This window comes from Demequina aurantiaca, assembly GCF_050598105.1.
Taxonomy (GTDB): domain Bacteria; phylum Actinomycetota; class Actinomycetes; order Actinomycetales; family Demequinaceae; genus Demequina; species Demequina aurantiaca_A.
In genome coordinates, this window is record NZ_CP192436.1 from 1818896 (window position 1) to 1838548 (window position 19653).

Annotated in this window: 21 protein-coding genes; 4 read left to right on the forward strand and 17 right to left on the reverse strand. The window is 67.2% G+C overall.

Annotated elements, in window-relative coordinates; genetic code table 11:
* Positions 1–67 precede the first annotated feature (67 nt).
* From ACQU6B_RS08205 to thyX, 3 genes are all read right to left on the reverse strand, one after another.
* Positions 68–403, reverse strand: a complete 336-nt coding sequence (locus ACQU6B_RS08205) for a cupin domain-containing protein (protein ID WP_430867060.1) — start codon at positions 401–403, stop codon at positions 68–70.
* A gap of 170 nt (positions 404–573) precedes the next feature.
* On the reverse strand, positions 574–1092 hold the full coding sequence (locus ACQU6B_RS08210) for a hypothetical protein (RefSeq protein ID WP_430867061.1): 519 nt from the start codon (positions 1090–1092) through the stop codon (positions 574–576).
* Positions 1089–1778 carry an FAD-dependent thymidylate synthase gene (gene thyX / locus ACQU6B_RS08215; protein WP_430869229.1) on the reverse strand — a complete coding sequence of 230 codons (690 nt, stop codon included), beginning with the start codon at positions 1776–1778 and terminating at the stop codon, positions 1089–1091. The genes ACQU6B_RS08210 and thyX overlap by 4 nt, the downstream gene beginning before the upstream one ends.
* 117 nt (positions 1779–1895) lie before the next feature.
* Between thyX and ACQU6B_RS08220 the strand changes: the two genes are divergently transcribed.
* From ACQU6B_RS08220 to ACQU6B_RS08230, 3 genes are read left to right on the forward strand one after another with little or no spacing between them, the layout of a single operon-like run.
* A complete protein-coding gene (locus tag ACQU6B_RS08220; RefSeq protein WP_430867062.1) occupies positions 1896–2558 on the forward strand; it encodes a GNAT family N-acetyltransferase in 663 nt (220 codons plus the stop codon).
* A complete protein-coding gene (locus tag ACQU6B_RS08225; protein WP_430867063.1) occupies positions 2546–3265 on the forward strand; it encodes an AzlC family ABC transporter permease in 720 nt (239 codons plus the stop codon). The genes ACQU6B_RS08220 and ACQU6B_RS08225 overlap by 13 nt, the downstream gene beginning before the upstream one ends.
* Positions 3262–3585, forward strand: coding sequence for an AzlD domain-containing protein (locus ACQU6B_RS08230; protein WP_430867064.1), 324 nt, complete (start codon positions 3262–3264; stop codon positions 3583–3585). Before ACQU6B_RS08225 ends, ACQU6B_RS08230 begins: the two co-directional genes overlap by 4 nt.
* On the opposite strand, the gene ACQU6B_RS08235 is transcribed toward ACQU6B_RS08230, so the two are convergent.
* Positions 3582–4358, reverse strand: coding sequence for a ZIP family metal transporter (locus tag ACQU6B_RS08235; RefSeq protein ID WP_430867065.1), 777 nt, complete (start codon positions 4356–4358; stop codon positions 3582–3584). The genes ACQU6B_RS08230 and ACQU6B_RS08235 overlap by 4 nt on opposite strands.
* Positions 4359–4416: 58 nt before the next feature.
* Between ACQU6B_RS08235 and ACQU6B_RS08240 the strand changes: the two genes are divergently transcribed.
* Positions 4417–4905, forward strand: coding sequence for a GNAT family N-acetyltransferase (locus ACQU6B_RS08240; protein WP_430867066.1), 489 nt, complete (start codon positions 4417–4419; stop codon positions 4903–4905).
* 49 nt (positions 4906–4954) lie between these two features.
* Here ACQU6B_RS08240 and ACQU6B_RS08245 read toward each other — a convergent pair whose 3' ends face one another.
* The 13 genes from ACQU6B_RS08245 to ACQU6B_RS08305 form a co-directional block, all read right to left on the reverse strand.
* Positions 4955–5434, reverse strand: coding sequence for a hypothetical protein (locus ACQU6B_RS08245; protein WP_430867067.1), 480 nt, complete (start codon positions 5432–5434; stop codon positions 4955–4957).
* A gap of 2 nt (positions 5435–5436) precedes the next feature.
* Positions 5437–6180: a 4-hydroxy-tetrahydrodipicolinate reductase gene (gene dapB, locus ACQU6B_RS08250; protein ID WP_430867068.1), complete on the reverse strand. Its 744-nt coding sequence runs from the start codon at positions 6178–6180 to the stop codon at positions 5437–5439.
* Between the two features lie 68 nt (positions 6181–6248).
* A complete protein-coding gene (locus tag ACQU6B_RS08255) occupies positions 6249–8270 on the reverse strand; it encodes an efflux RND transporter periplasmic adaptor subunit (RefSeq protein ID WP_430867069.1) in 2022 nt (673 codons plus the stop codon).
* On the reverse strand, positions 8270–9217 hold the full coding sequence (locus tag ACQU6B_RS08260) for a hypothetical protein (RefSeq protein WP_430867070.1): 948 nt from the start codon (positions 9215–9217) through the stop codon (positions 8270–8272). Before ACQU6B_RS08260 ends, ACQU6B_RS08255 begins: the two co-directional genes overlap by 1 nt.
* Before the next feature lie 25 nt (positions 9218–9242).
* Positions 9243–10475 carry an ABC transporter permease gene (locus ACQU6B_RS08265; RefSeq protein ID WP_430867071.1) on the reverse strand — a complete coding sequence of 411 codons (1233 nt, stop codon included), beginning with the start codon at positions 10473–10475 and terminating at the stop codon, positions 9243–9245.
* On the reverse strand, positions 10472–11251 hold the full coding sequence (locus ACQU6B_RS08270) for an ABC transporter ATP-binding protein (protein WP_430867072.1): 780 nt from the start codon (positions 11249–11251) through the stop codon (positions 10472–10474). The genes ACQU6B_RS08265 and ACQU6B_RS08270 overlap by 4 nt, the downstream gene beginning before the upstream one ends.
* A gap of 52 nt (positions 11252–11303) precedes the next feature.
* Positions 11304–12521 carry an efflux RND transporter periplasmic adaptor subunit gene (locus ACQU6B_RS08275; protein WP_430867073.1) on the reverse strand — a complete coding sequence of 406 codons (1218 nt, stop codon included), beginning with the start codon at positions 12519–12521 and terminating at the stop codon, positions 11304–11306.
* 101 nt (positions 12522–12622) lie between these two features.
* Positions 12623–13948 (reverse strand): M16 family metallopeptidase, encoded by a 1326-nt coding sequence (locus tag ACQU6B_RS08280; RefSeq protein ID WP_430867074.1) that lies wholly within the window; start codon positions 13946–13948, stop codon positions 12623–12625.
* Positions 13949–14114: 166 nt separating this feature from the next.
* On the reverse strand, positions 14115–16331 hold the full coding sequence (locus tag ACQU6B_RS08285; protein WP_430867075.1) for a polyribonucleotide nucleotidyltransferase: 2217 nt from the start codon (positions 16329–16331) through the stop codon (positions 14115–14117).
* Positions 16332–16660: 329 nt separating this feature from the next.
* Entirely contained in the window at positions 16661–16930 is a 270-nt protein-coding gene (gene rpsO / locus ACQU6B_RS08290; protein WP_430867076.1) for a 30S ribosomal protein S15, read from the reverse strand.
* Positions 16931–17083: 153 nt separating this feature from the next.
* Positions 17084–18019, reverse strand: a complete 936-nt coding sequence (locus ACQU6B_RS08295; protein ID WP_430867077.1) for an amino acid ABC transporter permease — start codon at positions 18017–18019, stop codon at positions 17084–17086.
* Positions 18016–18669 (reverse strand): amino acid ABC transporter permease, encoded by a 654-nt coding sequence (locus tag ACQU6B_RS08300; RefSeq protein WP_430867078.1) that lies wholly within the window; start codon positions 18667–18669, stop codon positions 18016–18018. The genes ACQU6B_RS08295 and ACQU6B_RS08300 overlap by 4 nt, the downstream gene beginning before the upstream one ends.
* Before the next feature lie 103 nt (positions 18670–18772).
* Positions 18773–19639 (reverse strand): glutamate ABC transporter substrate-binding protein, encoded by an 867-nt coding sequence (locus ACQU6B_RS08305; RefSeq protein ID WP_430867079.1) that lies wholly within the window; start codon positions 19637–19639, stop codon positions 18773–18775.
* Positions 19640–19653 lie beyond the last annotated feature (14 nt).

Here is a 19653-nt window from a genome sequence, read left to right on the forward strand (position 1 = left end):
AACCTACCGCGTGGCCCACCGCGCGCGACGCAGTCGCGGGAGCGCAATTGCCGTCACCGTGAACGCGTCAGTTGCCGCGGGTAGCCACCGTCAGCAGGAACGCCGCGTCGGTGGCCGCGGCCACCGAGTGCCGCACCGGCGCGATCACGTAGTAGTCGCCGGCGGCGAGCCGTACCGTTTCCTCGCCCGCAGTGATGTCGATCGCCCCGACGAGCACCTGCACGGTGGCCTCCCCCGGGCTCGAGTGTTCGTTCAGCCCGTGTCCCTCGGTCAGGCAGATGAGTGTCTGACGGAGGTCGTGCTCGCGGCCACCGTAGACGGTCTGCGAGTGCCTGCCGCTGCCCTGCTGCTGCGCCACCGTGATGTTAGTGGTGGCGATTTCGAGGAGATTGACGGTTGCCATGGCGAGCCTTTCGTCGGTTGCCTGGGAGATTGGGCGATCACATTCATCGTGTCACGCCGTCTCACATCTCGCCACCGACCTTTGGCCCGCACAGCTTCCGCGCATCCCGCCGCCGCCCAGGCACGGCATCGGCCGCCTGCCCCGGGCCAGGCCCGGGACTGCCCGCCGTATTAGCCCTCTGTCTCCGTGAGCTTGGCCTCGACGAGTCCGTTGTTGTCGATCAGCAGCGTGGCCGCGGCGAGTTCGGTCGGAGTGACGTCTCCGCCGACGATGGTGGAGCCCGCGAACGTGATCGAGTCCGCCGTGGCGGTGGGAGCCCCGAGGTTGACGATCAGCGAGTGATTAGTGCCGTCGATGACCCCGGTGATGACCGCGCGGGGCATCGTGTCTCCAAACTCGCCTGCCCAGTCCTGCACGAGCTGAGAGACCGAAACCGCGTTGACCTCTTCGCCCTCGACGGTGATCTGCAGGATGGACCCGCCGACGTTGCTCAGCGTGATGTCCTCGGTGGTGACGGAGGCCGTCTGCGCCTGCACTACCCAGACATCCCCGTCATTGCTGTGGGTGTTCGCTGCGGCGATCGCCCAGCCGCCAAAGAGCCCGAGCACCAACGCCACCAGCGTGATGATGGTGATGGTGCGCACCGTGTGACTCTGCTTGGAGTCGGTGGTCTCAGTGGTGTCGGTCATGGGGCGACCCTTCCGTTCTTGTTGAAGGCCGCGTAGGTCAGCGGCATGAGTTTGGCCCACTCGTCCTCCATCTGCTCCGCGACCATTTCGATCTCGCGCTGAGGGAAGGAGGGGAAGTGCGTGCCCTCGCGCGTGGTGCGCAGGGACAGGAAGTTCATGAGTGCACGCGCGTTCATCGTCACGTACATCGAGCTGTAGATGTTCACCGGCAGCACCGCGCGGGCGACCTCGCGAGCAATCCCCGCGGTGAGCATGCGCTGGTAGGCCTCGTACGCCTGGGTGCAGCTCGCCTTAATCTCCGCGTCGACCATGGAGTGCTGCTCGGCGGTGCCAGCCTCGAAGCTGTACGCCCCCGGCTTGCCCACCTGGATCAGGTTCCGCTCGGGCGCGGGCGTGTAGAAGACGGCGCTGAGGTTCTTATAGCGGCCGGACTCCTCGTTATAGCTCGCGATGCGGTGGCGCATGAACTCGCGGAACACGAAGATGGGCGCCTGCACGTAGAACGTCATCGAGTTGTGCTCGAACGGACTGCCGTGGCGGTCGCGCATCAGGTAGTTGATGAGGCCCGCACTCTTGGAGGCGTCGGCGCCAACGTCCTCGAGCGACTGCTCGCCCTTGGTCGACACGCGCGCAGCAAAAAGCACGTCTGCGTCTTGCGCATTGGCGCGAACCAACTCCACGGTCATGTGGGACTTGAATTCGATCTCTTGAGTCTCGATCTTCGGGGTGTCAGTCACGACGCCCAGCCTAGCGGGCTACACGCGCCCGCCCGCCGCACCTCACGCGCGTGGCACTATAGGCGAATGAATTCTGGCGCAGCCTCACCCAGCGCCGACCACGCCGCGACGGTGCCGCATCGCATCTTGACTGGACGTGTCGAGACCCGCGCGTACGAGATCGCGGACGCTGAGGCCCTTGACGCCGCCATGGCCGCCAACCACGTGCGCCTGCGCGAGTGGATGCCGTGGGCGTGGGACGAGCCGCAGACGCTCGAGACCCGCCGCAACTTGCTTTCGCACTTCCGCACGCGGTTCGAGGCGGGTGAGGACTTCACCATGGGCATGTTCGACCGCGAGTCGGGCGCGTTGCTCGGGGGAACCGGCCTGCACCCGCGGGTGGGTCCGGGCGTACTCGAGATTGGCTATTGGCTGACGGCCGATGCCGAGGGGCGCGGCCTGATGACGGAGGTCGCCGGGGCGCTCACCCAGGTGGCGCTAGGGCTTGGCCTGACGGGGCGCGTCGAGATTCACTGCGACCCGGCGAATACGCGTAGTCGGGCGGTCCCCTCGCGCCTGGGCTACGTGCTCGAGGACACGCGGCCGGGCCCCGCAGGCTCGGCCGACGAGGGGCGCGCTACGGAGTACTGGGCGTTGGAGCTGGCTCGGTACGCCGAGTCGCCACTGGCGGCCTCGCCACGCCCGGCGCTCGCCGATGCCGCCGGGAGGGAGATCGGGTGGCCCGCCTGAGGTTTGGGAACGCGCGCCTGCGCGGGCTCGGCCCCGCGCGCCAGCAGGCCCTGTCCGTGTCGGTCGCGACCGGCGCGTACGCGATCAGCTTTGGAGCCCTATCTGTGGCGGCGGGCATGGACGTGTGGCAGACGCTGGCCCTATCGCTGCTGGTGTTCAGCGGAGGGTCGCAGTTCGCGTTCGTGGGCGTCATCGCCGCGGGGGGCGGAGCCGTGGCGGCCGTCGCCACTTCCACATTCCTGGGGCTGCGCAACGGGTTCTACGGCGTGGGACTCGCGCCCGTGTTGCGGCCCATGAGCGGGCTGCGCCGCGCATGGGCGGCGCAGATGACCATCGACGAGTCCACCGCGGTCGCCCTCGCTCAGCCCGCCGACGACGTGGCCGCGCGGCGCGCGGGCTTCTGGTGGACAGGCGTGGGCGTCTTCGTGCTGTGGAACGCGTTCACAGTGGTCGGGGCGCTCGTCGGCGCGCGCATCGGGGACCCCGCGGATTGGGGCCTCGACGCTGCGGCCGCCGCCGCGTTCCTGGCGTTGGTCTGGCCCCGCCTCGCGTCGCGTCGTGCGCAGGCGGTAGCCGGGGCATCGGGCGTCCTCGCCTTGCTCCTGACCCCAGTGACCCCCGCCGGCATTCCGATCCTCGCCGCCGCGCTCATCGCCGTAATCGCGGGCTGGCGCGCGCCCAGGTCCAAGGACGAGGTGCCCGAGTGAGCACGTACACCTGGATGTGGGCGGCGATCGTGGCCGCCGGGGTGCTCGCGTGGGCGACCAAGTACGCCGGCCACGTTGTCCCCGAGCGGTTCGTGGAGAATCCCAGGATTCACCGGATCGCGGCGTACGTGACCGTCTCACTCCTGTTTGCCCTTTTTGCGGTACAGGCGTTCACCACCGATGGGGCGGTGGTCTTCGACGCACGGGTCGCGGCCGTTGCCGTCGCCGCCGTCTTGTTGTGGCGTCGCGCGCCGTTCATCGTCGTGGTGATTGCCGCGGCCGCGGTCGCCGCGGGCCTGCGCGCGCTCGGCTGGGGCTAGGTCAGCTCGTTGAGCACGAATGCCACCAGGAATCCCGCGGTGGCGAGCAGACCGGTCATCGCGTGCTCCTGCTCGAAGGCCTCGGGAATCATGGCGTTGCACACCATGGCCAGCAGCGCCCCCGCGGCGAGCGAGATGATCACCGCGAGAAGTTCCGGCGGCGCGTTGTGAAGCGCCACGCTGCCCACGACGGCCGCGACCACGGCGATCAGCGTGATCCCGCCCCACAGCGCGAAGATCCACTTGCCCGAACGGCCCGATTTCTTCAGCGGCACCGTGCCCGCCAGGCCCTCGGGGACGTTGCTCAGGCCGATGGCCGCGACGATCGCCACGGGGAAGTTACCGGTGGCCGCGGACAGGCCAATCACGATTGCCGCCGGGACGCCGTCGAGCAGCGCGCCCACCGCGATGGCGACGCCGTTTCCGGACGTCTCTCCTCCACGCCGGGCGATCACGTTGCGGGATCCCCTCGCGGCCTCCGCCTTGACCCTGGCGGCCGCTCGCTTCTGGCTCAGCCGGCCGATGTACCAGTTGCCCAAGACGTAGAGCACCGCGCCGCCAGCGAAGCCGAGCACCACCGGCCACGCTCCCCCGCCGTCGGCCGCCTCGACCACCAACTCGAGCGCGAGGGTGGCGAGCATCACGCCGGCGCCAAAGGCCATCACTCCCGCGACGGCTAACTTCGGCACGTTCCAGAACCAGCCGATGGCGGCGCCGATCAGCAGCGTTCCTATACCCAGGGCAGCGGCCAGCGCCGTCATCCAGATCGACATATTGCCACCCTAGCGGCGGCGAGCGGGGCTGCCGGGCACTGCGCGTACCCTGGTGGGCATGCCTACCGCCGATGTATCCGCCCGCCCAGCCGTGCTCGGTGACGAGCACGCGATCGCCGCGATCCAGCTCGCCGCCTGGCGCGAGTCGCTAGGCGACGCCGCCGTCGACGCCCTGGACGCCGACGAGGTGCGCGACACCTGGGGCTCCGCCATCGAGTCGCCACCCACCCGCGCCGACCGGCTGTTCGCCGCGTGCGACGGGCCGCGCGTCGTCGGCTTCGCCGCGTTGACCGCTGGCGGCGACATCATCGCGCTCGAGGTAGCACCTGAGCACCGGCGTTACGGGCACGGGTCGCGCCTGATGGCGGCCTGCGTCGACACCCTGCGTGTCAAGAACGTTGCGGTGGTGCGTGCCTGGGCGCTCGAGGGCGACGAGGCGCGCGAGAAGTTCCTCACCACCGCGGGCTTCGGCGAGGGCGGCGTGAGGCGCACCCTGGAGGGCCCCAACGGCGACCTAGTCGAGCGGCTGTGGCGCGCCGAACTGTAGCCGCGTCGCTCTTCACCCACCCGCGCATCGAAAGGCGGGCAGGGCCACGCTAGGCCGCTGAGCGCTCGCGCCTGCGCTCGGCCCGGTATAGGTCCGCCGCGTGTCGCAGGGACTTGCGCGCCTGCGCCCGTTCCCCGGCGGCGTCGTACGCGTAGGCGAGGTGGAACCAGGACGACCAGGCCTGCGGGGACTCCTCCACCAATCGCGACGCGACCTCGAAGGCGGCCTCTGCGGACTCGCGCGTGAGCCTGCCGCTGGGCTTGGTCTCGCCGTCGTGAAGCGGGAGCCGGCCCTCGCTGTCCAGGTGGTCCGCCATCGCCTGCACCGTGGTGCCAAGGCGGAACTCGTGGACCAGGAACCAGGCGCCGATGAACGGCAGCACCAGCATGGCGGCGCCGATGCCCTTCGCGGCCCACTCCTCCGATTCCAGGAACAGGAACGCGTGATTGGCGACCAGCACAAAGTACAGCGACAGGATCACCGCGATGGAGACCGCCGCGAGGAAGGCCTTGTTCCGCATGAGGCTCACGGTTAGAGGCTCATGAACTTGTCGAGTCCAACGGTCAGCCCCGAGTAGTTGCCCACCTCGCGGATGCCCAGCAGCACGCCGGGCATGAAACTCACACGGTCGAACGAGTCGGTGCGAATGCTGAATTGCTCGCCCGGGTTGCCCATCAGGATCTCCTCGTGCGCCACCAGGCCGCGCAGCCGCACCGAGTGCACGCGCACGCCGTTGACGTCGGCGCCGCGGGCGCCGTTAGTGAAGTCCTCTGTCGCGTCGGGAGAGGCGCCGATGCCAGCCTCGGCCCTGGCCGCAGCGATGCCGGCGGCGGTGTGGACGGCGGTGCCCGACGGTGCGTCGACCTTGTCCGGGTGGTGAAGCTCGATCACCTCGACCGACTCGAAGTACTTGGCGGCGAGCGCGGACATGCGCATGGCCAGCACCGCGCCCAGCGCGAAGTTGGGGGCGATCAACACGCCCAGGTCCGGGCGTTCGCGCAGGTGTTCCTCAACCCGGTCGAGCGCGTCCTGCGTCCACCCGGAGGTGCCGACGACCGCGTTGATGCCTAGGTCAATAAGCGCGTGGACGTTTGCCTCCGTCGCGGACGGAACGGTGAAGTCCACGGCGACCTGCGCCTTGGCGTGCGCCGCCGCGGCCAGGTCATCACCGTGATCGAGGGTCGCGACCACGCTCAGGTCGTCTGCCGCGGAGACGGCGTTCACGACGTGGGTTCCCATGCGCCCCGAGGCGCCCAACACAGCTACGTTAATCATGGCACCGAGCCTACCCGTCGTCACCGCCGCCTCCGCTCGCCGCTCCGCGAGAGCGGTACGCGCTACTGTCAGCCGCGCCCACCACCCCCGCCGCCCTGGCCAGGAGGCGTGAAGCCCTCTCCGCCAGGGCCCTGGACGTCAGACTCCGTCGAGTCGCCTAGCCCGCCGAGCAGGCCGCCGGAATCCTCCGCATCGGCTTCGTCGCTCGTCACCGCCTGGCTGAGATCCGCAAGAATCACTTGTTGTCCGGCCTCTAGACCGGACACGACCTCGGTGTATTCGGATCCGACGGCGCCGGTCACGATGGGTGTCGCCTGCGCGGTTCCGTCTTCGTCCGGCACCATCACTGTCGCGTCGCCGGCGGAGTCGGTCACCGCGGACGTCGGGACCACGAGCACGCCGGTCGCGTTAGCCACAGTGATCTGCATCCGCGTCGCGGCGCCGATCCGAATGTCGAACCCCGGGTCGGGGATCGCGATCGCTACGGCGTACGAGGCAGAGTAAGCGTCGCCCCCGTTGACGGTGCTGACGCTCGAGACAACACCCTCGGCAACCTGACCGGTCGCGAGCAGGGAGAGGTCGGCTGGCTGGCCCACTTCAAGAAGTCGCGCCTGCTCGAGTCCGACCGACACCTGGACCAGGTACGAGTTGTCCGCGACCAAAGTGATGCCCGCGGCCGCGTCGTCGGCAGAGACGACGTCACCAGAATCTAGCCCCATTGACACCACGGTGCCGTCAACGGGCGCCGTCAGGGTGGCGTACTCGACCTGTTGCTCGGCGACGGCCAGCCCGGCCGCGGCGGCGTCAACGTCCGCCTGGAGCGCGACGATGTCCGCGGCGCTAGGCACGCTACCGCCACTCGTCGCGGCGGCCGATCCTTGCGACCCAGACTGCGAGGAGCCAGTTGCATCACTTGCGCTCGGCGCCCCCGCGCTGTCGCCGCCGCCGTCGGTTGACGACTGGCTGCCGCCGGCGTCCTCGCCCGCGGGGGGCGATACCTGGTCCCCGGTGTCGGGTGCTCCCGAATCACCGCCTGATCCGGCGCCCTCCGAGCCTTCACCGCCGGAGCCCTCACCGCCAGTGTCGCTACCGTCGTCCGTTTCGCCACCGTTGCTGAGTTCCTCGTCGTCGATTGCGCTCAACAGCGCTTCGACGGCCGCGTCCAGGGAAACCGCGGCGTCCATCATGGCCTGCTGGGCGTCCAGCGACGCCTGTTGTGCGAGGAGGGCCGCTGACGTCGCGCTCTGGCACGCCACTAGCGCGTCGGCGGCGGAAGAGTCGTCGCCTCCTTCGCCCCCGTCCTCGGTTGCGGTCGCGTCGTCCGCTGGGCTCGCGCCGATGAGTGCCGCACATTCGCTCTCCGCCAGGGACGCCGCGTCCTCGAACCCGGTGAGCTTCACCTGGGCGGCCGCGTAAGCGTCCAGCAAGGCCGTCTGTGCAGCGACCAACTCGGCACGCGCGTCGGCCACAGCCGTCGACTCGGCGCCGGTGTCGACAGCTGACTGAAGTGCTGCTGCTGTGGCGGGAGCCGTCTCTACGGCATCCTGTGCCCCGGTCGACGTCGACGTCGCCAGCACCGCGCTTGCGATAGTCGCGCTTGTATTGGTCACCGCGGATGAGGAGAGCGGCAACGTGGCGACTACGTAGCTCACGGGGCTCACCGTGGAGCCAGAGGACGCGGGCTCGGAAGTGACGGTCGTGCCCGAGGCCTGGGCCTCCAGGTTTTCCGCAAGCCAGTCCTCCGCCTCGGTGAGGGTCTCCTGCGCCGCCACGACCGCGTCGTCGAGGTCATCCGTCTGCAGGGTCGCGAGCACGTCGCCGGCGGCGACCGTGTCCCCGACCTCGACCTGGACCTCGTCGATGGTTCCGCCAACCTGAAAGGCCAGATCGGTACGGCTCGCCGACTCGATGGAACCGGTTGCGGTCAGCGTCTGAGTGACGTCCCCGGTGGTCACCTCCGCGGTCCGGTAGTCGGCCTCCTCGGCCGACGCGCCCCGGGTGGCGAGGACCAACACCAGCGCGGCGAGTAGCGCGACCGCGACGATCACCCGCCACTTGTGGCGGCCGATTCCCTCGAAGACGGACGTCATCAGCCCGCGCTCCCCGCCGGTGCGTCCGCGCCGGGCGCGCCGCCCTGTCCGCCGCCTTGTCCTCCGCCTTGCGCGTCGCGTCCGCCCCGAGCCTCCACGACGGAAACGCATCCCTCGTCGCCCGGAGTGGACAGCGCGAGTGCGGTCGCGTCGTACCCGCCGGCGTCGTCGGCCTCGCCGCGCGCGGTCACGCACATGCCCACTTCGATGTCCGCCGCGGATCCGGAGACCGTGCTGGTCAGGGTCGCGTCCGCCGTCACCGAAACCTCCGTGGCCGTTCCGTCGGTGTCCTCGACTTCGAGTCCCTCTTCGGTGACGGCCGTCACCGTGCCCGCGACGAGTGTCGCAGCAAGCGCACCCTGGTCCCCCGCCGCCGCCGCATCGTCCGGCGCGGTGGGACGCTCGGCGCCATCGGGAAGTTCGCCCGCGGGCGCGTCGCCGCCTGGCAAGCCACCGTCCGGCGCATCACCGTCCGGCGCATCACCCGACGGACGATCTGCCTGCCCACCTGCGAACCCTCCGGCCGCCGCCACGCATTCTCCGTCGACGCTCTCGCTGACCGCGAGCTGCACCACGGCTCCCGCGTCGTCTACCGCCCCCACGACGCAGTTGCCCACTGCGATGTCGCCCAGGGAGATGTCGGTCTGCTCAGTCACCGTGGTCGCGTCGGTGTACCTCACCGCCGTTTGAAGGCTGCCGTCCTGGACCTGCAAGACGGCGTCGTCGACGTAGGCGACCTCACCCGTCAGCGCGCCGCGAGCTTGGTTGCCAGCGGCCTGGTCGCCCGCGAGGGCCTCGCCGGAGGGGGCGTCGCCAGGAGTCTGCGTGGCCGCAGTCGAGGCCGTGGGAGCGGCGGAGCCGTCGCTCGACGCGTCGCCGGATGAGCACGCGGTGAGCAGCACGACCAATACGGCCGCGCCGATGATGGGCTTGGGGAGAATTTTCATGATGACTCTATTCGTTTGAGGTTGATCACTGAGCGCGGAGAGCGTCGATGGGTGCGAGGCGTGCCGCACGGGTTGCCGGGTAGACGCCGAACACGGCCCCGATTCCCACTGCGACCACGACGGCCAGAACGAGCGCCTGCCCCGAGATGACGATGGTGCTGTCGAGGACTGCGGGAAGCGTCAAAGCGAGTCCCACCCCGATCAGCACGCCGAGCGCTCCACCCGAGAGCCCGAGCATGACCGCCTCGACGAGGAACTGATTGCGGATGCTCGCCGGGTTGGCTCCGAGTGCTTTGCGCAGGCCGATTTCGCGCGTGCGCTCGGTGACGGACACGAGCATGATGTTCATCACGCCGATGCCGCCCACGAGCAAGGCGAGTCCCGCGATACTCGTGAGGAGGACGGTGAGTTTTTGGTAGACGGAGGTCGCGGTGTCGATCAGCGAGTCCTGCGCGGCCACCGTGAAGTCGGCGTCTTCCACGCTGCCGATGCCGTGCAGATTAAGCAGCAACGCGGTCGATTCCTGTGAGGCCGCGCTCAGGACGTCGGCCGAGGCCGCCTTAATGTAGATGGTCTGGACTGTCTCCGACGCCCCCGAGTCGTCCACGGTCTCGACCATGGTCGACATGGGGATCACGGCGATGTCGTCGAGCGAGGAATCGCCCGACGAGCCCTTTTCGGACAGGACCCCAATCACCTCGAAGGAGGTGTCGTTGATGGTCACGTCCTCCCCCACCACGTCTACCCGGTCAAATAGTTCTTGGGCGGTCTCGGCGCCGAGCACCACCACGGCGGCACCGGCAGCCTCGTCCTCGTCGCTCAGGAATGAGCCGTACGCGAGCTCGCGAGAGCGGACATCGAGCCAACTCACGGACGTGCCCGTGACCGTGGTGGTCCAGTTATTTTCCCCATACGTGAGGGCGAGGCTCGCGGTCTTCTCAGCGGCGACGGCTTCCGCATCCGGTACAGCGATGGTCGACGACAACGCTTCCGCGTCGGAACGCGTCAGCGTATCTCCGGAGCCGAACCCGCCCCGCACTCCCTCGCTGTTGGTAGCCGAACCGGGAGAGACGATCAGGAGATCAGATCCAAGCGAGGCGATCTGCTCGCTGACGTCCTTCTGGGTACCTAGCCCCAGTCCCACCGTCAGCACGACCGAGGCGATGCCAACGACGATGCCGAGGATCGTGAGCAGGGACCGCATGAGGTGCGAGCGGATCGCTCCCGCGGCGCTGGCGAAGAGGTCAGAAGGTCTCACCTGCGTACCCCCAGCGCGTCGCCCGTGAACTGTCCGTCGGTGACGTTGTACGCCACCTGAGCCCGCGCCGCGACGTCCGCCTCGTGCGTAATGAGGACGATGGTCCGGCCGAGGCCGTGGAGTCTGTCGAAGAGTCCGAGGATCTCGTCCGTCGAACTCGAGTCGAGGTTTCCCGTGGGTTCGTCCGCGAGCACAATGGTCGGCTCGGTCACCAATGCGCGCGCTATCGCCACGCGCTGTTGCTGGCCCCCGGAAAGCTCACCTGGTCGGTTGCCGCTCTTGTCGGCCAGCCCAACGCTGTCGAGTGCCCGCAGGGCCCGCTCCTTGCGTTCCGCTGCACCCAGTCGAGCGTAGAGAAGCGGCAGTTCCACGTTGGCAACCGCGGAGAGGCTGGGCAACAGGTTGAACTGCTGAAACACAAAGCCGATGCGGCGATTACGGACCGTGGCGAGTTGGGTCTCGTCCAATTCCGCGACATTGTCACCGGCGAGAATGTACTTCCCCTCCGTCAGCACGTCGAGGCAACCGAGAATGTTCATGAGCGTGGACTTACCCGAGCCCGACGGTCCCACGATCGCCACGTAATCACCCTCGTAGATCTGGCAGTCGATGCCGCGCAGGGCCTCGAATACGATCTCGCCGGACGTGTAGGTCTTGCGCGCTCCGGACAGCTCGATCACCGGATCTTGTGGACGCCCTGCAGAGAGGTCACGGGCGTCACTTTGGAGTGGCTCCACGCGGCCGTTCTCCAGTGGCGCGACAGCTTTCGTCGTCATGGTTGTCCTTCACTAGCTCGAGGCGTCATGGTTGGGCACTGGATCCGCGTCACTAGCGACCGGGCCTCTCGCCCGCGGGGAATTCCACTCCGTCCGGGACTTGGAGGTCCCCTCCGCCGGGCGCAAATTCGCCCGCGTCCTGTCCAGTGCCTTCTGCGTCCGTCGCGCCGGTCACGGTCCGCACCACCACCACCTGCTCGCCCTCGACCAATCCGTCGGTGATCTCGGTGAGGTTACCCACCGTCTCCCCCACGGTGACAGTCCGCACCTCTTCTGCGTCGTCGTCGCCCACGATCGTGACCGTGGACACGTCGTCCGTGGTGGTGATCGCGTTCGTGGAAACCGCGAGCACGTCCACGCGGCGCTGGTAGGTGATGTCCGCGGTCACGGACACCCCCTCGAACAGCCCGGTTGGGGTGCCGGTGACCTGCAGGGTGACCGGGTAGGCCGCGGTGCCGCCGGTGGTGCTGGGGAGGAGGGAGATGTCGGTGACTATGCCGAACATCGTGTCGACGTCATCGGCGGTGAAGGTGACCTGGTCGCCCTCGCTGATGAGGGCCACGTCCGACTCGCCGAGGCTCACATCGACCGTCCATGCGTCCTGGCCGACAATCTGGATGCCGGCGGCGGCAGTGGTCGTGCCGGAACCCGCCGCGTCGGCGCCTCCGGTGGAGCCGCCCGATGACACCGCGTCCCCGACCGCGTACGACTGCGTCGTCACGACGCCCGCCATGGTCGCGACTAGATCGGCGTCCGCCATGGCGTCTTCCGCGTCCTCAACCGCCTGCTGCCGCACGGTGACGGTCGCTTCGGCGGCCGCGATCTTGGAGTCGCTGGAATCGGTGCCGTCCGCCTCTTCCTCGAGGTCGGCGAGCGACGCCTCAGCGCTCGCGAGTTCAGCTTCCTGGCCCTTGAGCGCCGCGTCGAGTTGTAGGTCGTCAATCTGGGCAAGCACGTCGCCCTCGGAGACGGGATCCCCTACCTCGACGTTGACCGCGATGACCTGGCCCGATGCGGCGAAGGCGAGGCTCTCGCTCGTCACCGCCGTCAGGGTGCCCGTGGTGGATACCGACTGCTCGAGCGTCTCGAGGCCGACGGTCGCTACCTGCTGCTGCGCCGCTGCGGCATCCGCTACGGAATCCGCGGCCTGCGCCGGCTCACGGTTTGTCAGCGCGATGGCACCGCCGCCGACCACCGCCCCTACGAGTACGTAGGCAAGCGGAATTGCCCACCTACGAACACCTGTCCAACGCACGTGGCTCGTCGCCATTTTCATCCCTGTCGCTCAAGAAAACCTGACGACTTGAGACTAAGGACGCAAACTCAGAGTTTGCTGGGAGATTGCCTAGAGTTAAGTGAATGGCCCGACGCTTATGGGTTGACGATGGGCCCCACGCGCACCGTGGTGCGCTGACGCGAGGCAATCTCCGCCGCGAGTCCCATCACCTGGTCGGCGGTGACCGCCCTCACCTGGTCCAGCACCTCGCCGATGCTCCACAGGTCGCCGAACACGAGCTCGGCCTTGCCCAGGCGCGACATCCGCGAGTACGAGTCCTCCAGGCGCAGGACCGTGGAACCCGCCAACTGCCCGATCGCTCGCTCCATCTCCGAGTCAGTCACGCCCTCGGCCATACGTTCGAGCTCGCCGACCATCAACTTCGTGACCTCGTCCGTGTTGCCCGGGGTGCAAGCGGCGTACATGCCGAACAGCCCCGCATCGGCGTTGGGGGCGCCAAACGAGTACACGGAGTAGGTGAGTCCGCGCTTCTCGCGGATCTCCTGGAACAGGCGCGACGACATGCCGCCGCCCAAAATGGTGTTCATCACGGCGAGCGTGGTGCGGCGCTCCTCCGTGGCCTTGAAGCCGCGCGAACCGATCACCACGTGCGCCTGCTCGAAATCACGCACGATGCTGATGTCGCCACCCTGCGTCGCCACGATCTCGTTGGTGCTGTCGCGGCGGGCCAGCGGCGCGCGCGTGTCGCTCATGTCCCAGCCGCCGAGCTCGAGCGCCGCGGTTACCTGCGCGCACACCACGTCGTGGTCGACACCGCCTGCGGCCGTCACGATCAGGCCCTCCGGCACGTAGTGCTGCTGGTAGTGCTCCCACACGGACTCGCGTGTGACCGTACGGATAATCTCCGGGGTGCCGCCGATGGGACGCCCGAGCGGGTGGCCGCCAAAGATCGCCTCGGTGAACTTCTCGTGCGCCACGTCGCCCGGGTCATCGTCGTTCATGGCGATCTCCTCGAGGATCACGCCGCGTTCCATCTCGAACTCGTCCTTGTCGAGCAGCGGGCTGGTCACCATGTCCAGGATCACGTCGATAGCCATGGGCAGGTCGGTGTCGATCACCCGCGCGAAGTAGCAGGTGAACTCCTTGGCCGTCATGGCGTTGGATTCGCCGCCCACCCGGTCGAACGCCTCGGCGATCTGCAGCGACGTGCGCCGCTTGGTGCCCTTGAACAGCAGGTGCTCGAGGAAGTGAGTCGACCCAGCGTGCTCGGGGGTCTCGTCGCGCGAGCCCACCCCGACCCAGGCGCCCATGGTCGCGGAGCGCATCCCCGGAATCTGCTCCGTGAACACGCGCACCCCGCCCGGCAGGACGCTGCGGCGCACCAGAGCGCCCTGGTCCTGCTCGATGGAGATGGAGGAACCGATGGACGATGCTGAGACGAGCGGGAGGGCGTGAGGCATGGTCACGAGCCTAACGCGACACGCCGGGCCCGTCGCCCACCCGGCCGATGCATCGGCGGGGGGCCGTGCCCGTCACCGGTCGCTGGGGCGCGCCCGGGAACGACGAAGCCGCCGGCCCCCTTGCGGGAACCGGCGGCTTCGTGAACCGTCTAGCGAAGGATGACGACTAGTTGTCGTCGCCGTCGACGTCGGCGACTTCAGCGCCGGCCTCTTCGACTACCTCGAGCGACAGCTTGCCGCGCGGGTCAACTTCACCGATCTGGACCTGAATCTTCTGACCCACGGCGAGGACGTCTTCGACGTTCTCGACGCGCTTGCCACCGACCAGCTTGCGGATCTGCGAGATGTGCAGCAGTCCGTCGCGGCCGGGGCTGAGCGACACGAAGGCACCGAAGGCGACGGTCTTGACGACCGTTCCCACGAAGCGCTCGCCGACCTCGGGCACGTGCGGGTTAGCGATCGCGTTGATCGCCGCACGGGCCGCCTCGGCCGAGGGACCGTCGGTGGCACCGATGAACACGGTTCCGTCGTCCTCGATCGAGATGTCAGCGCCAGTGTCGTCCTGGATCTGGTTGATCATCTTGCCCTTCGGGCCAATGACCTCGCCGATCTTGTCAACGGGGACGCGCACCGAGATGACGCGAGGAGCAAACGGGCTCATCTCGTCGGGCTCGGAGATGGCCTCAGCCATGACGCCCAGGATGTGGATGCGAGCATCCTTGGCCTGGTCGAGAGCGCCGATCAGCACCGACAGCGGAAGGCCGTCGAGCTTGGTGTCGAGCTGGATCGCGGTAATGAACTCTGAGGTACCTGCAACCTTGAAGTCCATGTCGCCGAAGGCGTCCTCGGCGCCGAGGATGTCTGTGAGCGCCGCGTAGCGGGTCTCTCCGTCAACCGTGTCGGACACGAGGCCCATGGCGATGCCGGCGACCGGCGCGCGCAGCGGCACACCAGCGTTGAGCATTGCGAGGGTCGAGGCACAGACGGAACCCATCGAGGTGGAACCGTTGGACCCGAGGGCCTCGGATACCTGACGGATCGCGTAAGGGAAGTCGTCGCGCGACGGGAGCACCGGAACCAGTGCACGCTCTGCGAGCGCACCGTGGCCGATTTCGCGGCGCTTGGGGGAACCCACGCGGCCGGTCTCGCCCGTGGAGAAGGGCGGGAAGTTGTAGTGGTGCATGTAGCGCTTCTTCTTCTCGGGGTTAAACGAGTCGACCTGCTGCTCCATCTTCAGCATGTTCAGCGTGGTGATGCCCAGGATCTGGGTCTCGCCGCGCTCGAAGATAGCGGAACCGTGCACGCGCGGGATGGGACCGACCTCTGCGGCCAAGGGACGGATGTCCTTGAGGCCACGGCCGTCGATGCGGATGCCGTCCGTGAGGACGCGCTGGCGGATGGTCTGCTTCGTCACGGAGCGAACCGCGGCGGAGATTTCCTTCTCGCGACCCTCGAACTGAGAGTCAAGTGCGTCGTGTGCGGCGTCCTTGATCTCGTCGAGGCGGTTCTCGCGCTCCGCCTTGTCGGCGATCTGCAGCGCGGCGGACAGGTCCGCCTCGGTGGCTGCGGTCACGGCTGCGAGGACGTCGTCCTGGTAGTCGAGGAAGCGGGGGAACTCCTTGGGCTCCTTGGGCGACTTCGCTGCGAGCTCGATCTGAGCGTCGCACAGTGCGCGCAGGAACGGCTTTGCTGCCTCGAGGCCCTCGGCAACGACTGCCTCGGTGGGAGCCTGAGCGCCCTCGGAGATCAGGTTGAAGGAGTCGTCGGTGGCTTCTGCCTCGACCATCATGATGGCGATGTCGTCGCCCGCGATACGGCCGGAGACGACCATGTTGAACACGGCACGCTCCATCTGGCTGTACTTGGGGAACGCGACCCACTGGCCGTCGATGAGCGCGATGCGCACACCGGCGATCGGGCCGGTGAACGGCAGGCCCGACAGCTGCGTCGACGCCGAGGCGGCGTTGATCGCGAGCGTGTCGTAGGAGTCTTCGGGGTTGATTGCCAGCACCGTGATGACGACCTGGACCTCGTTGCGCAGGCCCGAGACAAACGTGGGGCGCAGGGGGCGGTCGATCAGGCGGCAGGTGAGGATCGCGTCGGTCGAGGGACGACCTTCGCGACGGAAGAACGAGCCGGGGATCTTGCCCGCGGCGTAAGAACGCTCTTCGACGTCAACGGTCAGCGGGAAGAAGTCAAAGCCTTCGCGCGGGTGCTTGCCGGCCGTGGTGGCCGACAGCAGCATCGTGTCGTTGTCGAGATAAGCGGCGACCGTACCGGCGGCCTGCTGGGCCAGACGGCCCGTTTCGAAGCGCACAGTGCGCGTGCCGAACTTGCCGTTGTCGATAACGGCCTCGGCGAACTGAATTTCGGGACCTTCCATGTGGAAGTTGCTCCTTAAGTTTGGAGCAGGCTCAGGGGAACATAACGTGCGATTGCCGCTACTGATCGTCAGTCGAAATGCCCAGACTTCATCCGCGCTTAGCTGCGGGAGTCTGCTCATCACCACCGAGGACCAGCGTTCAACTGGCCTGCCAGGTGTTTTTTTCAAGCTCCGCCATCAATGGCGGGCTCCTCATATGGTATCAGGGAGCGCTCGGTTTCAGGTTGGTAGCCGCGCGGCAGGACCCATGGGTCCAGGATGCGCAAAAAACCCGGCCGCTCGACTCCCTTGCGGGAGGAGCAACCGGGTCTCTCGGTGAAAGATTGTGACTAGCGGCGCAGGCCCAGACGACCGATGAGCGTACGGTAACGCTCGATGTCGACGCGCTGGAGGTAGTTCAGCAGGTTACGGCGCTGGCCGACCATGAGGAGCAGGCCACGACGCGTGTGGTGGTCGTGCTTGTGCTCCTTGAGGTGCTCGGTCAGGTCGAGGATGCGCTGCGAGAGCATCGCCACCTGAACCTCGGGAGAACCGGTGTCGCCTTCTGAGCGGGCGTAGTCGGTCATGATGGACTTCTTGACTTCAGGGGTAAGCGGCACAGCAGTCTCCTTTGTAATGTCTTGTTGCGCGGCGCACCCGGGCATATTCTCCGGGGCACTGGGATCCGCGGCCGTTATACGGCGACGGTCAATGCTACCGGACGCGGCGGCTCCGCACCACCACGAGTGTTCTAAGACATCGGGCGTGGAAGCTTACGCTCCCCCTCCCCCGGCCCCGCCATCACCCGCGTTGCGGCCACCCATCGCCATCTTCACGTTTCCGCCCTCGGCACCGGCCTTCGCCTCAACGCCCAACCCAGCAACCGTCTTGCTCTTGGTGCGCATTCGGCCCTCAATGTAGGTGGCCAGTCGAGACACGGACATGTTGATGATGATGTAGAGCACCCCGACCACGGTGATGAAGACGACCTTGCTCGGCTCGTTGAAGAAGTTGTAGTTGTCCTTGCCCGCCTTGAGCAGCTCGGAGTAGCCGATGATGAAACCGAGCGACGAGTCCTTGAGCAGCACCACAATCTGGCTGATTAGCGCGGGCAACATGATCCGCACGGCCTGGGGCAACTCAATTCGCAGCAGCGTCTGCAACGGCGACAGGCCGATGCTCAGCCCGGCCTCCCTCTGACCACTCGGCAGCGCGGCGATTCCCGCGCGCAGGATCTCCGCGACCACCGCCATGTTGTAGACCACGAGGCCAAGGACCACGGCCCACAGCGGGTCGAGCTTGAGTGCGAGCACACCAAAGTACATGATGAGCAGCACCGGAATGCCACGGAACACCTCGGTGACGACGCGCGCGGGGACTCGCGCGACCCAGAACGGGGTCTGCCTGAGGATTGTCAGCACCAGCGCGAGGAACAGCGCGATCGGAATAGCAATGAGGACCGGCTTGAGGGTACCCCAGATGCCACTCATCAACAGCGAATTGAACCACACGTCATGCGCGGTGGACTTGCCTGGGGGGTCCACCAGCACAGCCCAGCGATCGTCAAAGATGCCGTTGCCGTAGGCGGTGTACGCGGCCCACACTGCCAAGGCGAGAAATACCAGGGTGAAGACAACGGTGAAGATCTTGTCTCGGGCCTTCGCGCGCGGGCCCGGTGCCTCGTAGAGGACTGAAGTCTCGGCACTCATCGCGCGATCGCCACCCTTCGCTCGATGCGTTGACTCGCGAGACCCATGGGGATGGTGATGACGAGATAGCACAGGCCGATGCCAGCAAACACGCCCACGACGTCGCCCGGGTTGCCGTTGGCGATGCGCTGCGCGGACGCGGTGAGCTCGAAGACTGCGAAGCCAGCTGCCACGGAGGTGTTCTTGACGTGCGCGATGTAGACGTTGATCAACGGCGGAATGACCGAGCGGAACGCCTGCGGCAGCACCACCTCGCCGAGCGTCTGGAAGAAGGAGAGTCCGAGTGAACGGGCGGCCTCTGCCTGCCCGATGCCCACGGCGTTGATGCCGGAGCGCACCACTTCACACACAAAGGTGGAGGTATACAAGGTCAGCGATATGATCGCCATGGGAACGCCGAGCCCGATTCCAAGGCCGAAGACCGGCACCGAAAGGTTGAGAATCACGAGGAAGATCAGCGTGAGCGGCGAGTTTCGAAAGATGTTGACGTAGACGGTGCCGAAGGTACGCAGCGGAGCGATGGGGCCCACGCGGAAACCGGCGAGCATGACTCCCCAAATGAAGGAGAGTACGCCGGCGGATACGGACAGCCACAACGTCATCTTGAACGCCGCCCACACCAGGTCGGCGTTGTCGATTAGTGCTCCCATAGTCCTCTCCGGATCACGTACATTTCTGGGCGGTAGAACCGCCGGGCGATGAGGCGACCTCGGTGCGCTCCCTCACGAGGGAACGCACCGAGGGCCTCACTGCTTATGAGTTGGTGTAGCGATCCACCGTCGGGGTGACCGGCTCGGGGAGCACGGTTCCTGCGGTCTCGTTCCACGCGTCGATCCAGCTTCCATCCTCGAAGGAGGCCTCGAGAACGTCGTTGATCCAGCTACGGAACTCGTCATCGTCGTGGCCGACGCCGATGCCGTAGGGCTCCTCGGTGAACGGGTCGCCGGCAACCTTGAAGTCACCGTCCGACTCGGACACGTAGCCCGCGAGGATCACGTTGTCAGTGGTCACGACGTCGACGGTGCCGTCGCGTAGCGGCTGGAGGCAGTCGGTGTACGCACCGAAGAGCTTGAGCTCGGCGTCGGGATAGTTATCCATGACGTTCTGCGCAGGAGTGGAGCCCTCGACGGAGCAGACGACCTTGCCTGCCATGTCTTCGGGGCCCACGATGTCCTCGTTGTCGGACAGCACCATCATCGCCTGGCCCGCGTTGTAATACGGTCCCGCGAACGACACGATCTCCTTGCGGTCGTCGTTGATGGTGTAGGTGGCGACAACCATGTCGACCTGTCCACCCTCAATGAACGGCTCACGGTTGGCAGAGACGGTCTCGGTCCACGTGATGTTGTCGTCCGAGATGCCCAGCTCGCCCGCGATGATCTTGGCCACCTCGACGTCGAAGCCCTCGGGCTCGCCGCTGGGTGCCTTGAGGCCGAACAGCGGCTGGTCGAACTTGGTGCCGATGGTGATGGCACCCGCGTCGGCAAGGGTCGCCATCGTGGAGCCCGCGGGGAACGAGGACGCGTCAACGTCGTCTCCGCCGTCGGAATCGGACGAACAAGCGGACAGTGCGATCGCAGCGGTCGCTGCCAGCGCCACTACCTTTATCTTGGTGTTCATTTGATCTCCTCTGT